This window comes from Sorangium sp. So ce834 (assembly GCF_051521425.1).
GTDB classification, from domain to species: domain Bacteria; phylum Myxococcota_A; class Polyangia; order Polyangiales; family Polyangiaceae; genus Sorangium; species Sorangium cellulosum_D.
In genome coordinates this window covers 2,190,796-2,204,338 of the sequence record NZ_CP150351.1, presented here as the reverse complement: position 1 = coordinate 2,204,338, position 13,543 = coordinate 2,190,796, and the positions used below count along the sequence as shown (strand labels likewise).

The window sequence follows — 13,543 nt, the reverse complement described above, 5'->3', positions numbered from 1 at the left end:
CCGCATCGAGGGGCGCGCGGCGCCGAGCAAGCAAGGTGAGCGTCAGAAACGGATGCGATCCGCCGGCACGCCGGCCGGGCCCGCCCGGCTCACCGCGCCGGCGCGCCGCAGATGCGGTGGACCAGCTCGAGCAGGGGCTCGATCTGGAGCGGCTTCTTCAGGAGCCCCGCGGCGCAGAGCCGCGACGCCTCCTGCTCGGCCCTCACGTCGGCGGACACGATGACCACCGGGACCGACGAGAGCGCAGGATCGCGCTGGAGCTCGGCGCGGAGCTGCCATCCATCCATGATCGGCATCATCAGATCGAGCAGGATCAGCGCGGGTGGCCCGTCCTTGCGCAGCAGCGCGAGCGCCTCGGCGCCGTCCGCGGCCTCCTCGACCTCATAGCCCTCGAACGCGAGGAGCTGCGACAGGATGCTCCTGATGTCCAGATCGTCCTCGACGACCAGGATGCGGCCCGTTTTCTCGATCATCCTCGAACCTCACCACCGGACCGCGCCGCGCGGCGCGCTCCCCTCCCGCTGCTCCGCCGGGCAGCCCAGCTGCGGCCCTGACCGATCGAGCGTTCATGGGGCCCGTGAGGCACCTTGAGCGCGCGCAACCGCCGCCGCAAGCGGCCAGTTCCACGAAGCGGCGCGCAGCCCGCACGAGCGCGCCCGGCGCGCGGCCCGCCCCCCTGTCCGTCGGCGCCTCTCCGTCGAGGACGGCGCGCCACGCCTACTGCGCGGCCTCCTCGGGGACCTCGTCGGCGTCGCCCGGCGCGCCGTCGCGATCCTCGCCGGCGCCCGCGCGCCACGCGGGCAGGAGCACGCGGAAGCACGCGCCCTTGCCGACCTCGCTCTCCACCGCGATCTCGCCCCGGAAGCTCGTCACGATGCCGTGGCAGATCGCGAGGCCGAGCCCCGTCCCCTCCCCGATCGGCTTCGTCGTGAAGAACGGGTCGAAGATGCGGCTCCGGTGCTCGGGCGCGATCCCCGGCCCGGTGTCGCGCACCTCGATGCGCACGCGGCCGGGCGGCGCGGGCGCGGCGGTGATCCGGATCTCGTTCTCCGCCTCCTTCCCGTCCGGCAGCGCCTGGGCGGCGTTCACGAGCAGGTTCAGGATGACCTGGCCGAGCTGCGCCTCGTTCGCGTGGACGGGCGGCACCGCGCCGAGCTCCACGACGAGCCGCGCCTTGCTCCGGATCTGCTGCTGCGCCATCCGCAGCACGAGCTGGATCACGCGATCGACCTCGACCGGGCCGAGCTCGCCGTCGTCGGCGCGCGAGAACGTCTTCAGGCCGCTCACGATGTGCCGGACGCGCGCGCCGCCCTCCGCGGCCTCGTCGAGCGCCGACAGGAGCGCGTCGATGCGCGCGGCGGCGCCCTTCTGGCGGAGCTCCTTGCGCGCGAAATCCACGTTCGCGACCATGTACGCGAGGGGGTTGTTGATCTCGTGCGCCACCCCGGCCGCGAGCGTGCCGAGCGATGCCATGCGATCCGCGAGCAGGAGCCGCGCCTCCAGCTGCCGGCGCTCGGTGACGTCGGACACGGCCCCGAGCATCCGGTACGCCCTGCCGCACGCGTCGCGCATGACGATGCCCCGGTCGTGGACGTCGGCGTAGCTGCCGTCCGCGAGCACGCACCGGTACCAGAGCTCGAACGTGCTCTCGCTCCCCTCCATCGCGCGCCTGAGCCCGTTCATCACGCGGTCGCGATCGTCCGGGTGGACGCGCTCGAACCACCACACCGCGTCCTCCTCGATGTCGCCGCCGCCCGTGCCGTAGAAGCTCCGCATGCGCTCGCTCCCGGTGACGCGCCCCGACGAGAGGTCCCAGTCCCAGAAGGCGTCGCTCGTGGCGCGCACGACGAGCCGCATGCGCTCCTCGCTCGCGCGGAGCGCGTCCTCGGCGGCCCGGCGCGCCGTCATGTCGACGATGAAGCAGACGCCGCGATCGCGGGACCCCTCGACCAGCGCGGGGGCGATGAGCACGGGCAGGCGCCGCCCGTCGCGGGCGAGGAACTCCTTCTCGAACGGCGGGCAGATCCCGTGCTTCAGGACCTCCGAGAGCGCGCGCTGGTCCTGGTCGCGGAGCTCGGGCGGCGTGATCGCCACCCAGTTCAGGCGGCCCGCCTCGACGTCCTCGCGCGCATAGCCGATCATGCCGAGGAACGCGTCGTTCGCGTCGAGGATGCCCCCCGCCGCGTCCCACACGAACAGGCCGATCACCTCCGTGGACGCGTCACGGAAGGAGCGCGCGGCGCGCTCGAGCAGCGCGCGCTCCGCCGGCGCCCGGTCGGCCACGTGCGCCGAAGGCCGCCGCGTCCACCACACCGCCGCGTCGAGCTGGATCGCGATCGACGGCTCGCTCGCCTCCGCCACGACCGTCGCGCCCGCCTCGAGCAGCGCCGTGGCCGCGCCGGCGCTCCCGGTGACGGCGACCACGGCCACGCGATCGCCGCCCGGCGCAGCGCGCAGCCTCCGGCAGAGCGCGAGCGCCTCGCGGGGCGGCCCCTCCGCCCCGATCACGGCCACGTCGAACGGCTGGGTCGCCAGCAGATCCAGGCCCGCCTCGATGTCCCGGGCCAGGGCCGCGACGTAGCCGCGGGCCGCCGCGAGCGCCTGCGCCGCGCCCGCGGAGCCGCCTGGGAAGATCAAGACCCTGGGCTGCCGTGCTCCCGCCACCCGCGCAACATCCCGCGCGCGGCGCGCAGACGCAATACCGGCGCAGCGCGCTCCTGCTCTCCTCTATGCCCCCCTCCTCCCTTTCCTCCCCCCTCCTTCCTTTCCTCCCCCCTCCTCCTCCTGCTCCCCCCACCGCCGCGGCTTCCCCTCCCCTACCTCGCTCTCCTCCGCCGCCTCACGCCCCTCCCCGCTTCACCCGACGCCGGTCTTCCGGTCGTCGAACCATTGCCAGGCGTTGGCGAACCCCGCGCGCTGCGACGACTTCTTGTAGCAGAGGAAATAGAGCCTCCCGTCCTGAACACCGCACTCCGTGCGGTCTTTCCAGCAGGCGAGGAGATCCGGGTCCACGGCCGGATTGCTCGCGAACGTCGTCCCCTCCTCGAGATCGGGCATGTCGCCGGGGCAGCCCACCGGGCCGGAGGCCATCGGGACGCCCACCGTGTTCGACTCGATGCCCGTGTTGAAGATCGCCTCGGCCACCCGGCGCGCGGCGGCGGCGCGGTCCTTGCCGCAGAGAGCGAGGATATCGAGGCTCGCGCGGTCGACCTGGACGAGCACGAAATTGCGCCCCTCGGTGACGGTGAGCCCGAGCCCGCCCGCGGTGTACTCGTGACGGAGCAGATCGGGCGTGTCGTCCGTGGCGGCGTGGATCGCGTGGCGCGCCCCCACCGCCTCGTTGTGAGGGTTGAGCTCGCTCCTGAAGATGGAGTCGCACCAGTAGAGCGAGTCGGCGCGCGCCTGGGCCGGCACGTCGTCGAACCGCGCGACCGGCGTGAAGCCGCCCGGCGGCACGCGCGCCACGGCCGAGAGCCACGCCGCGACCTTCGCGTCCACCTCCTGCGTGAGACATTCCTGCGCGTTCATCGAAGACCTCCGGATTATCGGTATCTCGCCACGATCTTCTCGACGCGGAACCCCTCGTTCGGCGCCGAGCTGAACCAGATGAGCCCCCAGAAGACGCCCAGGACCGGCTCCACGCGGTCGAACACCCCGGCGCCGCCCGCGTAGTACCGCGTCACGCCGCCGTGCGCGAACTCGAGAACCGCCTCGTACCGGTTGAGCCCAGGGCTGAACGTCCCGTCGGGGAGGCGCGTATGGGAGGCGGGGTACGTCTTCCCCTCCTCGACCGGGCCGTCGATGAGCGCCGCGCGCCACACGCGGCCCCCCACGACCTGCGTCGTGTCGAGCCCCGCCCACGGCCGCTCCTCCAGATCGGCCGACAGCGTCTTGCGCCCGCCGCCCACGTTGGGATCGCCCCAGACCACGAGGATCCGGGTCCGCCCGGGAATCCCGAGCTGGCGCAGGATGCCGCGGAGGAGGCGGACGATCGCCTGACACTCGCCCGTCTCCTCCACGTAATCGGTCATCGCCCAGGCCCCGCCCTGGTCGTTCAGGTACGTCGGGTGGTGGTACTCCCGCGGCACCTTGGGGCTCGGCACGAGCGTGTACGTCGGGAATCGGGCCATGATCGACGCGACGATCTCGTGAGGATCGAGGGTGTTGAGCGGCGCGACCCAGGAGACCGACCTGTCCATCCGCTTCAGGGTCACCCCGTCTTCCTCCCAGACATCCTGCCTGTCGGTCAGGGGTCTGCCCATCGTGACATAAACGACGTTCGAGGTCCGGCCGGGCGACAGCGTGGCTCCTCTGCCGGCCGACCAGCTCACGTTGAGGTCGAGCTTCTGGATCCTCCTCTCGAGCTTCCGCGCGGACGTGAGCTCGACGGGCGCGCCGAAGGCGGCGGGGCCGCCGCTCTCGAAGGTGAGCCCCGCCGGCCCGACGCCGCGGATCTCGAGCGGCGCCGCGGTCGCGCCGCCGCTCGACGAGAGCCCGAGCCGGATGACGACGCTCCGGCCCATCGAGATCGACACCGGGACGGACCGCTCCGGCGTCCACTCGGGCTGGGGGCACGGCTCCCCTGCGTTCCTCCAGCCGATCCCTCCCGCGCAGCCCTTCAGGAGACCGTGATCGGAGACGAACTCGATGGAGTCCAGCGCGATCGAGCGCGCAGCGTCGGGCTGCGGGCTCTCCGTGGTCGGATCCGCCATATCGACCTTCCTCGCTCGCGGCGCAGATGGACTCGACACCTGCCGGGCCACCCGCCGATTCACGGGGATCGTAACGCCGCAGCCGGCCGGGCCAAGTCGGGAGTGGACGCAGGAGGCGAAGGCGCTCTGCCGACAGGGTGCGCGACGCCTGGCGGCGCGCGCGGGCGACAGCCGCGCGACGCCGCCAGGCGTCACCTGGCCGCGCGGGCCGCGCGGGCGCCGGGCGGCCCGCGCGGCCAGGTGACGCCGAGAGGCCCCGCGCGCCCGCGCGTCACGAGCCGGGTTCCTGCGGCAGCGCGACCGAGCTAGATTGCGCGCATGCAGAGCAGCCTGTTCATCGTGCATGTCCATGTGCATGTCAAACCCGAGCACGTAGGCGCCTTCCGCCAGGCGACGCTCGACAACGCGCGCGAGAGCGTCAAGGAGCCGGGGATCGCCCGGTTCGACGTCGTCCAGGACATCGAGGATCCCGCGCGCTTCGTGCTCGTCGAGGTCTACAGGACCAAGGAGGCGCCGGCCGCGCACAAGGAAACGGAGCATTACAAGCGGTGGCGGGACACCGTCGCCGACATGATGGCCGAGCCGCGGACCAGCCGGAAATACGTCAATGTCTTCCCGGACGACGCGGGGTATTGACATGGCGCCTCCGCCTTCCGGGCCTTCCGAGCTCGCCTTCGAGTTCGCCACCGCCACGCGCATCGTCTTCGGCGCGGGCAAGCTCTCCGAGGTGCCCGCGGCCGTGCGGGGCCTCGGCGGGACGCGGGCGCTCGTCGTCACCGGGCAGCGCCCGGGCCGGGCCGCGCCGCTCCTCGCCGCGCTCGCCGAGGCGAAGATCGCCGCCGTGACCTTCGCCGTCGCGGGCGAGCCCACCGTGGAGATCGCGCGCGAGGGCACGGCGAGGGCCGCGGCCGAGCGGTGCGATGTCGTCGTGGCCCTGGGCGGCGGCAGCGCGGTCGACGCCGGCAAGGCGATCGCCGCGCTCCTCGCGAACGGCGGCGACCCGCTCGACTACCTGGAGGTCATCGGCCAGGGGAAGGCGCTCTCCCGGCCGGCCGCGCCGTTCGTGGCGATCCCCACGACCGCGGGCACCGGCTCGGAGGTGACGCGCAACGCGGTGCTCGCGTCGCGGGAGGCCGGCGTGAAGGCGAGCCTGCGCAGCCCGCTCATGCTGCCGCGCCTCGCCGTGATCGACCCCGACCTGCTCGCGGGCGCGCCGCCCGAGGTGCTCGCCTCGAGCGGGCTCGACGCGCTCTCGCAGCTCATCGAGCCGCTCTTGTCGATCCGCAGCAACCCGCTCACCGACGGCCTCGCGCGCGAGGGCATCCGCCGCTCGGCGCGCTCGCTCCGCCGCGCGGTGCTCGAGGGCGCGGACGCGCCGGCGCGGGACGACCTCGCCGTGGCCAGCCTGCTCGGCGGCCTCTGCCTGGCGAACGCCGGCCTCGGGGCGGTCCACGGCTTCGCCGCGCCGGTGGGGGGCACGTTCGACGCGCCGCACGGCGCGGTGTGCGCCGCGCTCCTGCCGGCCGTCCTCGAGGTGAACCTGCGGGCGCTGCGCGGCCGCGCCCCGGCGCACCCGGCGCTGCCGCGCTTCGACGAGCTCGCCGCGCTCGTCACCGGGCGGGCCGGGGCCGCCCCCGAGGAGGGGATCGCCTGGGTCCGCGAGCTCTGCCGCGACCTCGCGATCCCGGGCCTGCGGCGCTACGGCGTGAGCGAGGCGGACCTCCCGGCGCTGGTCCAGAAGGCCCGGGCGGCGAGCAGCATGAAGGCGAACCCGCTCCCCCTCACCGACGAAGAGCTGACCGACATCGCCGCGGCGTCCTTGTGACGTCGGGGACGGTGGTATCATCCCCGGGTGGCAAGCCCCTACCGCACGCGACCGCCCTCTCCGTCTGCCCGGCGGACCGATGAGCGGCGGCTCGGCGTCGCGACGCTCGCCTTCGGCCTGGCCTGCGGCGTGATGGGGATCTCGCTCGCCGACGAGGGCCGGGCGGAGTGCGCGCTGCTCACGGGCCTCGGCGGCTTCGCCCTGCTCCTCCAGCGCGCGGGCGCTCGCTAGCCTCGCCCTCCCCAATCCCCGACGACCGGAGCTCGATGAAGAACGATCCCGCCCCGAATCCCGCCCTCGACGCCATGCTCGCCGCCCAGCGCATCGCGTTCGCGCCTGTCATGTTCCAGGTGGCGCGGGTCATGAGAAACCGCGGCGTGCTCAGGGCGCTGCAGCGCGCCGGCAAGGCCGGCCGGACGCCGGCGGAGGTGGCCCAGGACACCGGCCTCTCCGCCTATGCGGCCAAGACCTTGCTGGAGGCGAGCCTGAGCTTCGGCCTGGTGGAGCTCGCCGGCGGCAACGGAGAGCGGCGAGAGGGGCAAGGCGGGCGAGAAGGTGGAGAGCGTTACGCGATCACGCGGGTCGGGCTCATCGTCGAGAACGATCGGATGACCCGTATCAACATGGATTTCATCCATGACGTTTGCTACGAGGGCATGCGCTTTCTCGACGAGGCCATCGAGGGCGGCAAGCCGGCGGGCCTGAAGGTCTTCGGCGATTGGCCGACGGTTTACGAGGCGCTCCCGGAGCTCCCGCCGAAGGTGAGGGAGAGCTGGTTCGCCTTCGATCACCTCTACTCCGACTCGGCGTTCCCGAAGGCGCTGCCCATCGTGTTCGAGCGGCGGCCGAAGACGCTCCTCGACATCGGCGGCAACACCGGCCGGTGGGCGATCCAGTGCTGTACGCACGACCCCGACGTGCGGGTCACGATCTTGGACCTTCCGGGCCAGCTCGAGGACGCGCGCGTCAACGTGGAGCAGCACGGCCTGCTCGGCCGCGTCATGGGCACGCCCATCGACTTCCTGGATCACGGACAGGCGTTCCCGACGGGGTTCGACGCCATCTGGATGAGCCAGTTCCTCGTGTGCTTCTCCGAGGCGGACATCACCCAGATCCTCCGGCGGGCGCGCGCCGCCATGGGGAAGGAGACGGAGCTCTGGATCCTCGACACGTTCTGGGATCGCCAGGAAAATGAGGTGGCGGTCCACTGCCTGCACGGCTCTTCCCTGTATTTCACGTGCCTCGCGAACGGGAACAGCCGCATGTACAGCGCCGCCGACATCAAGCGCTGCATCGAGGAGGCCGGGCTCATCGTCGACGCGGAGATCGACCACCTCGGCCTCGCCCACACGCTGCTCCGGTGCCGCCGGCGCGACGTGCCCGCCGACAAGCGCGCGTGAGCGCGTGAGCCCTGAGGCGCGGCGCGGCCGCGACGGAGCGCGCGCGGCGCCCGGGACCGGGGAGAGCGCGTAGCAGCCTGGACGATCGGGCCTCCCGGCCCTCTGGGGGAGGCGCGGGAGGCGCGGGAGGCGCGCGAGGAGCGATACGACGGATGAGCCGGCCCGCGGCGGGCGCGAACGAACGGCTTTCGCCTGCGGTCCTCGCGGTGCATAGTGGGACGCCGCGGTCGCCTCCGCCGCGCCGCGCCATGGACCCACAAGGAGAAACCGTCGTGTCCCATCCTCCGCTCACCCAGCTCTCCGACGAGGAGCGCCTGTTCCGCGACTCGGTGCTTGATTTCGCCCGCAAGCGCGTCGCGCCGCGCGCGGCGGCGATGGACGAGCAGGGCGCGCTCGACCGCGATCTGCTCCCTCCGATGTTCGATCTCGGCCTCATGGGCATCGAGATCCCGGAGTCGTACGGGGGCTCCGGCGCGAGCTTCTTCAACGCGATCCTGGCGGTCGAGGCGCTCGCCGTGGTCGACCCGAGCGTCAGCGTGCTCATCGACGTGCAGAACACGCTCGTGGCCAATGCGCTCCTCCGCTGGGGCAGCGACGCGCAGAAGGAGAGGTATCTCCCGCGGCTGAGCCGGGAGTGGGTCGGCTCGTACGCGCTGAGCGAGGCGGGCTCCGGCTCGGACGCGTTCGCGCTCGCGGCCCGGGCCGAGCGCAAGGGCGACCGCTGGGTGCTGAACGGCCGCAAGCTGTGGATCACGAACGCGAACGAGAGCTCGCTGTTCCTGGTGTTCGCCAGCGTCGACCCGTCGAAGGGGTACAAGGGCATCACGGCCTTCGTGGTCGAGCGGACGTCCCCTGGGTTCTCGGTGGGCAAGAAGGAGAACAAGCTGGGTATCCGCGCCTCCAGCACCTGCGAGCTCGTCCTCGAGGACTGCGAGGTGCCGGAGGGCAACGTGCTCGGCGAGGTCGGCAAGGGCTACAAGATCGCGATCGAGACCTTGAACGAGGGTCGGATCGGCATCGGCGCGCAGATGCTCGGCCTGGCCGCCGGGGCGTTCGAGCACGCGATGCGCTACATGGGCGAGCGGAAGCAGTTCGGCCAGTCGATCGCGAGCTTCCAGGGCGTGCAGTTCCAGTATGCGCGCGTGGCCATGGAGATCGAGGCCGCGCGCCTCCTCGTCTACAACGCCGCGCGGCTCAAGGACGCTGGCCGGCCGTTCGTGAAGGAGGCCGCGATGGCCAAGCTGTTCGCGTCCGAGGTGGCCGAGCGGACGGCGTCGTTGTGCATCGAGTTCATGGGCGGCGTGGGCTTCACCAAGGACTACCCGGTCGAGAAGCTCTACCGCGACGCGAAGATCGGGAAGATCTACGAGGGGACGTCGAACATGCAGCTGTCGACGATCGCGAAGCTGCTCCAGGCGGAGTACGACGTGAAGGGCTGAGCGGGGGAGCTCTCCCCGACGGGCGGCCAGCGCCGCCCTCAGCGCCTCCGCTTCCAGGACTCGGGTCTTCGGCGCGTGTGAAAGCACGCGACGAAGACCACGACATCGTCCATCAGACGGAAGAACAGGCCGTAGGGAAAGCGGCGGACGAGCACCCGGCGTGTTTGGCGGTGCAGGACCTCGTACGCCATGGATGCTTCGACGGCCGCCTGCATCGCGGCGCGGACCTCGGTCAGGAACTCCTCTCCGAGGCCGTCGCGCTCTCGCTCATACCAGGCATATGCTCGCGCGATATCCGCCGCAGCAGCGGGCCGAACGAGAGCCGCCCTCACCGTGACCGCGCGCGCGCCTGGACGACGACCTCATCCCACGTGAGCCCGACTGGTCCATCGGCCTCGAGCTCATCGAGGCGCCGATCGAGCTCGACGCGCTGCGCGTCGCTGAGAGGGAACGCGTCAGGGTCTCGCCCGAGGCGAGCCCAGAGCTCGTCGAGAAGGTCGAGCTGCTCGTCGCGGCTCAGTCGGGCGATGTCCAGGGCAGCCTTGGCCATACGTCGGGAAGTATCGCATGGCGCGCCCGCCGGAACAATCCGCAGCGCCCGGCCGCGTCACGGCAGCTGGCGCTTGAGGTCGGCCAGCGTTCGGAGCGTCGACACCTGCTGCGGCAGGATCACGTCGCGCACCAGGACGTGCGACTCCGAGTCGAGCTCCTCGATGTCGTTCCGGTAGTCCTTCAGGCCGTGATCCTCGCCCTCCGCCAGCACCGAGAGCGCCGTCTTGTGGCCGAGCGCCACCGCGGTCCGCTCGACCACCTTGGCGAACGCGCCCCATGGCCCGGAGCTCGACGGCGGGTCGCCCCCGAGCTCCTCGATCCGCCGGCGCAGCATCTGCACCCGCGCCTCGTGCGACGCCAGGTTGAGCCGGAGCAGCTGCACCTCCCAGCCCTCGCGCGCGGCGGCGATCGCCTGACGGTAGGTCTCCACCGCGGACATCTCGCCCCGGCAGAACGATTTGAGCTGCTCGATCGAATCGTCATCGATCAGGCCGTCCAGGCCCACGCTCTCCTCTGCGAATGCGACCGGTTCCATGGGTACTCTCCTGAGGTTGCTGGTGAACGCCGATTCGTCTCCTCCCTACCTCCCGAGCAGCAGCCGGCGCGACCTACGTCCGCGCGAGAACCGTGAGCGAGACCGCCGATGTTCGACCTCGCCGCAGAGAGCGTACGGCCATCGTTGCGTCAGGGGTAATCCACGTCTCAAACCGGGGCGGCCTCGGTTGAGCTCTCTGGATTCTATTCAAACCCCGTTCCACCCGTACTGATTCCCGCTCGTGCGATAGCGAGCTCGTCGCAGCAGCGAGGCGTTCAGGCGGCGGAGATGACGAGGAGAGAGATCGAGCCGCCAGGGCGCCAGGGACGCCAAGAGAGAAGCGAGAGATGCACCCTGGGCTCTCCTGGCGTCCTTGGCGCCCTGGCGGCGCTCGGTCGGGGGTTGTACCGAGGCGGCCGGCGCGGACGAGCGCGGCGTCAGAGGGTCGCGAAGACGCGCGCGCCCTTGCTGGTGCCGCACGACTCCCCGGCGCCGACGCCGCCCAGGATCGCCTGCACGGCCGCCGCGTCCGCGTCGTCGCGCGCGAGCACCCCGATGAGCATCGCCCCCTCCTTGAGGCGCCGCTCGACCTCCGGCGCGCGCTGCTCCGGGACGCCGGCGTCGACGAGCACGCTGCTCAGGCTGGCGGTCGCGCCGGCCGAGCTCGCGTCGTCGAGCTTCACCGCGATGGGGCCGGCCACCGCGAGCCGCAGCCCCGGCACCACGAGCCCCGCGCCCGCCGCGGCGAGGATCGAGCTGAGCGCATTGCCGTGCACGGCCGCGCCCTGCACGCGCGAACGCGAGAAGTGCTGGCGGCGGGCGGCCTCGCTCACGATGACGCAGATGTCCCTGCGCGAGTGCCCGTGGTCGAGGATGCGCCGGATGGCGTCCTCGGCCTCCACACGTGTCCGCACCATCTCGGTGATCAACCTCTGGCTCGCCATGCAGATCTCCTTGGCTGAGGGTCCTCGTCGTTCGCTTCTCCTTCGCAGAACACGAAACGTACCGGGCGCGTCCATCGCGGATGTCTGCGTAGCTGCTCACAAAGCGACGGCAGAATGCCCCGCGCCCGGGGCACAATGCCACGGCGAGATGGCCACGCTGTGACGGAGGGACACGGCGCTCTCGTCGGCTGCCCGCGGCGGCGCGGCGCCGGGCGCAGAGAGCGCGGGAGCTAGCGTTGCACCAGGGACGGGTCAGGCCGCGGCGCGCCGCTGCCCGCTCGAGCGCTTCACGCTCTTCGGGTGCGTCACGCTCTTCGGACGCGTTGCGCGGTCCGGTCGCGCCGCGCTCTTCGGGCGCTTCACGCTCTTCGGACGCGTTGCGCTCTCGCCCGTCCGCCGCGCCTTGACCGCGCGCACGCTCTCGCGCAGCTGGGCGGCGAGCGGCACCGCGTCGCGCTCGCTGAACCCGCGGACGATCCGGAGCATCGTGGCCTCCTCGGGCCGGAGCGCCGCGATCGCCGCGTCCATGACCGCCTCTTCCGCCTCGATCAAGGTCTGCAAGGCGCCCTCGGTGTAGGCGCGGATCACGGCGGGGTGGACATAACAACGCTGGCAGACCGCGCGCGTGTTGCCGAGGCGGGCGGACACCATGTCGATCACCTGCGCCACGCACTTCTTCATCTGGCGGGCCGAGGTGGCGACCTCCATCTCGCAGAAGAAGGACGCGCACAGCACCGTGCCGGTCCAGGTGCGGAAGTCCTTCGCCGTGAACTCCTGCCCCGCGAGGGAGCGCAGGTACTCGTTCACGTCGTCCGAGTGGACGCGCTGCCGCTGGCCATCGCCGTCGATGTACTGGAACAGCTCGTGGCCGGGCACGTCCTGGCAGCGCTTCACGATGCGCGCGAGCCGCCGGTCCCGCACCGTCAGCTCGTGCTCCTTGCCGCTCTTGCCCCGGAAGTGGAAGCTGATGAGATCGCCCTTGATCTCGACGTGCTCGTCGTGGAGCGTGGTCAGACCGTACGAGTTGTTGTCGCGCGCATACTCGTCGTTCCCGATGCGGATCGACGTCTCGTCGAGCAGGCGCACCACGGTCGCCAGCACCTTCTCGCGCGGGAGCCCCGGCAGCGCGAGATCGCGCTCCACCGCCGCGCGGATCGCCGGGAGCGCCGAGCCGAACGCGAGCATGCGGTCGTACTTCGTCTCGTCGCGGACCTCGCGCCAGCGCGGGTGATACCGGTACTGCTTCCGGCCGCGCGCGTCCCGGCCGGTGGCCTGGATGTGCCCGCGCTCGCTCTGGCAGATCCACACCCCGGTCCACGCGGGCGGGATCGCGAGGCGCCGGATCCGCTGGAGGGTCGCCTCGTCCTTGATGGGGCGCCCCTCGGGGTCGAGGAACGTGAAGCCCTTGCCCGCCTTCCGGCGGGAGATGCCCGGCTCGCCGTCGTTCACGTACCGGAGCCCGGCCGATTTCGCGGACTCGACCGGCGACGGGGTGAGCGGCGCGGCCGCCGCGAGCTCGCCCGCCGCGCGCGCGAGCTCGACCGTCTCGACGGTCTCGATCGACAGGCTGACGCGGCGCCGCCGGACGACGGCGCCGCTCGGGGCGGAGCGCCGCGCGCGGCCCGGCGTGCTCCGCGGGCGGCGCCCGGATCGGGGGATCGTGGTGCTGGCGCTCGGCATGGCGGGCTAGCTCAGACGGCTTCCCCCAGGGCGGCGCCGTGAGCGCGCCGCGACCGCTCGCGGTGCGCCTCGTCGATGTACCGCCGCACCTCCGCGTCGATCGCGGCGATCGCCATCCGCTTGAACATGCGCAGCGGCAGCGGCACGTCGATGTCGAGATCGACGGTCCTGGGCCCGAGCTCGAGCCGCCCCGCGACCTGGAACCCCTTGAAGCACAGGCCGAGATCCGCGCGCCGCTCGTCGCTCCAGAGCATGGAGGGCGCGTACTCCGCGTACCGCTCGCGATACCGCTCCATCGCCCTCAGGACGGCGTTCTTGGCTTCTTCATCGTTCAGGTCGTGATGGACCGTGTGCTTCATGATGACCTCGGGGTTGGCTGGAGCTCGGCTCCAGCGGGGCTGACGTGCGACAGGCTCGGCAGCGCAGCGGTCGCCAGGGGTCGGCGTTGGCAATCGG

At 72.0% G+C, this 13,543-nt stretch carries 15 protein-coding genes; 5 read left to right on the top strand and 10 right to left on the bottom strand.

The window, feature by feature from the left end:
• Positions 1 to 89: 89 nt before the first annotated feature.
• The 4 genes from WMF20_RS07980 to WMF20_RS07965 all read right to left on the bottom strand — a co-directional run bounded on the left by WMF20_RS07980 (position 90) and on the right by WMF20_RS07965 (position 4,712).
• Entirely contained in the window at positions 90 to 473 is a 384-nt protein-coding gene (locus WMF20_RS07980) for a response regulator (RefSeq protein WP_061628355.1), read from the bottom strand.
• 244 nt (positions 474 to 717) lie between these two features.
• Positions 718 to 2,637 (bottom strand): ATP-binding protein, encoded by a 1,920-nt coding sequence (locus WMF20_RS07975; RefSeq protein WP_437612067.1) that lies wholly within the window; start codon positions 2,635 to 2,637, stop codon positions 718 to 720.
• A 219-nt stretch (positions 2,638 to 2,856) separates the two neighbouring features.
• Positions 2,857 to 3,528 carry a hypothetical protein gene (locus WMF20_RS07970; RefSeq protein WP_437612065.1) on the bottom strand — a complete coding sequence of 224 codons (672 nt, stop codon included), beginning with the start codon at positions 3,526 to 3,528 and terminating at the stop codon, positions 2,857 to 2,859.
• A 14-nt stretch (positions 3,529 to 3,542) separates the two neighbouring features.
• Positions 3,543 to 4,712 carry a hypothetical protein gene (locus tag WMF20_RS07965; RefSeq protein ID WP_437612063.1) on the bottom strand — a complete coding sequence of 390 codons (1,170 nt, stop codon included), beginning with the start codon at positions 4,710 to 4,712 and terminating at the stop codon, positions 3,543 to 3,545.
• Between the two features lie 318 nt (positions 4,713 to 5,030).
• Between WMF20_RS07965 and WMF20_RS07960 the strand changes: the two genes are divergently transcribed.
• The 5 genes from WMF20_RS07960 (at position 5,031) to WMF20_RS07940 (ending at position 9,376) form a co-directional block, all read left to right on the top strand.
• Positions 5,031 to 5,348 (top strand): putative quinol monooxygenase, encoded by a 318-nt coding sequence (locus WMF20_RS07960; RefSeq protein WP_437318775.1) that lies wholly within the window; start codon positions 5,031 to 5,033, stop codon positions 5,346 to 5,348.
• Between the two features lies 1 nt (position 5,349).
• Positions 5,350 to 6,537 carry an iron-containing alcohol dehydrogenase gene (locus tag WMF20_RS07955; RefSeq protein ID WP_437612060.1) on the top strand — a complete coding sequence of 396 codons (1,188 nt, stop codon included), beginning with the start codon at positions 5,350 to 5,352 and terminating at the stop codon, positions 6,535 to 6,537.
• Positions 6,538 to 6,564: 27 nt separating this feature from the next.
• Positions 6,565 to 6,768, top strand: coding sequence for a hypothetical protein (locus WMF20_RS07950; protein ID WP_437612058.1), 204 nt, complete (start codon positions 6,565 to 6,567; stop codon positions 6,766 to 6,768).
• A 35-nt stretch (positions 6,769 to 6,803) separates the two neighbouring features.
• The gene (locus WMF20_RS07945) at positions 6,804 to 7,937 is read left to right on the top strand and encodes a class I SAM-dependent methyltransferase (protein WP_437612056.1); all 1,134 of its coding nucleotides are present in this window, start codon (positions 6,804 to 6,806) and stop codon (positions 7,935 to 7,937) included.
• A gap of 272 nt (positions 7,938 to 8,209) precedes the next feature.
• Positions 8,210 to 9,376 (top strand): acyl-CoA dehydrogenase, encoded by a 1,167-nt coding sequence (locus WMF20_RS07940; RefSeq protein WP_437612054.1) that lies wholly within the window; start codon positions 8,210 to 8,212, stop codon positions 9,374 to 9,376.
• Between the two features lie 38 nt (positions 9,377 to 9,414).
• Here the strand turns inward: WMF20_RS07940 and WMF20_RS07935 are convergent, their stop codons facing one another.
• From WMF20_RS07935 to WMF20_RS07910, 6 genes are all read right to left on the bottom strand, one after another.
• Positions 9,415 to 9,708 (bottom strand): type II toxin-antitoxin system RelE/ParE family toxin, encoded by a 294-nt coding sequence (locus WMF20_RS07935; protein WP_437612052.1) that lies wholly within the window; start codon positions 9,706 to 9,708, stop codon positions 9,415 to 9,417.
• Entirely contained in the window at positions 9,705 to 9,926 is a 222-nt protein-coding gene (locus WMF20_RS07930) for an addiction module protein (protein WP_437612050.1), read from the bottom strand. Before WMF20_RS07930 ends, WMF20_RS07935 begins: the two co-directional genes overlap by 4 nt.
• 57 nt (positions 9,927 to 9,983) lie before the next feature.
• On the bottom strand, positions 9,984 to 10,463 hold the full coding sequence (locus WMF20_RS07925) for a DUF2383 domain-containing protein (RefSeq protein WP_437612048.1): 480 nt from the start codon (positions 10,461 to 10,463) through the stop codon (positions 9,984 to 9,986).
• A gap of 437 nt (positions 10,464 to 10,900) precedes the next feature.
• Positions 10,901 to 11,407 (bottom strand): hypothetical protein, encoded by a 507-nt coding sequence (locus WMF20_RS07920; RefSeq protein WP_129573774.1) that lies wholly within the window; start codon positions 11,405 to 11,407, stop codon positions 10,901 to 10,903.
• Positions 11,408 to 11,659: 252 nt separating this feature from the next.
• Positions 11,660 to 13,087 (bottom strand): DNA topoisomerase IB, encoded by a 1,428-nt coding sequence (locus WMF20_RS07915; RefSeq protein ID WP_437612046.1) that lies wholly within the window; start codon positions 13,085 to 13,087, stop codon positions 11,660 to 11,662.
• Positions 13,088 to 13,098: 11 nt separating this feature from the next.
• The gene (locus WMF20_RS07910; RefSeq protein ID WP_129573772.1) at positions 13,099 to 13,446 is read right to left on the bottom strand and encodes a polyhydroxyalkanoic acid system family protein; all 348 of its coding nucleotides are present in this window, start codon (positions 13,444 to 13,446) and stop codon (positions 13,099 to 13,101) included.
• Positions 13,447 to 13,543 lie beyond the last annotated feature (97 nt).